The organism is Cellulomonas persica, from assembly GCF_007989825.1.
Lineage (GTDB): Bacteria > Actinomycetota > Actinomycetes > Actinomycetales > Cellulomonadaceae > Cellulomonas > Cellulomonas persica.
This window is the reverse complement of the sequence record NZ_BJUA01000044.1, coordinates 1-811: the sequence shown is the minus strand read 5'-3', so window position 1 is coordinate 811 and position 811 is coordinate 1. Positions and strand designations below refer to the sequence as shown.

Below are 811 nucleotides of genomic sequence, written 5' to 3'. Positions count from 1 at the left end.
GGGCCCGATCGTGTTCTCGGTCAGCAACCTGGTCGCGATCGAGCCCGGTGCCGTGGTGCCTGTGCCGAACGTGGCGCCCGTGGCGGCGTTCACCTCGTCGACCAACGGCCTGACGGTGTCGGTGGACGGCTCGGGCTCGACGGACTCCGACGGGACCATCGCGGGCTACGCGTGGAACTTCGGTGACAGCGCGACCGGCACCGGCGCCACCGCGTCGCACGCGTACGCGGCGGGCGGGACGTACACCGTGACCCTCACGGTCACGGACGACGACGGTGCCGAGCACTCGGTGTCGCACGACGTGACCGTCGTGGCCCCGGAGCCGGGCGTGGCGGCGGCCGACGCGTTCGGGCGCACCACCGCGACCGGCTGGGGCTCGGCGGACACCGGGGGCGCGTGGACGCTCAGCGGCGCGGCGTCGCTGTACTCCGTCTCGGGCGGTGCGGGTCGTCTGACCGCGAACCCGGGCGCGACCCCGCGGACGCGCCTGGACGAGGTCTCGGTGCGTGACGTGGACGTGACGCAGGTCGTGTCCCTGGACCGCTTGTCGGACACGGGCACCGCGCTGGTGTGGGTGTCGGCCCGGACGTCGGGCTGGACCTCGGAGTACCAGGCGCAGGCGCGGATCTCGCAGACGGGCGGTGTGACGTTGCGGATCGTGCGCCGGCTCGCGTCGGGAGACACGTCGCTGGCGAACGTGGTGGTGCCGGGCCTGACGTACGCGGCCGGCGACCGCCTGCACCTGCGGCTGCAGGCCGTGGGTGAGGGCACGACGACGCTGCGGTCCAGGCTGTGGGCCGACGGGCAGGCC

At 74.4% G+C, this 811-nt stretch carries 1 protein-coding gene; it reads left to right on the top strand.

What is annotated here, in order from left to right; genetic code table 11:
- Positions 1-79: 79 nt before the first annotated feature.
- Positions 80-811: PKD domain-containing protein (locus CPE01_RS16255; protein WP_222592959.1), on the top strand; the 732-nt coding region annotated here is incomplete at its 3' end.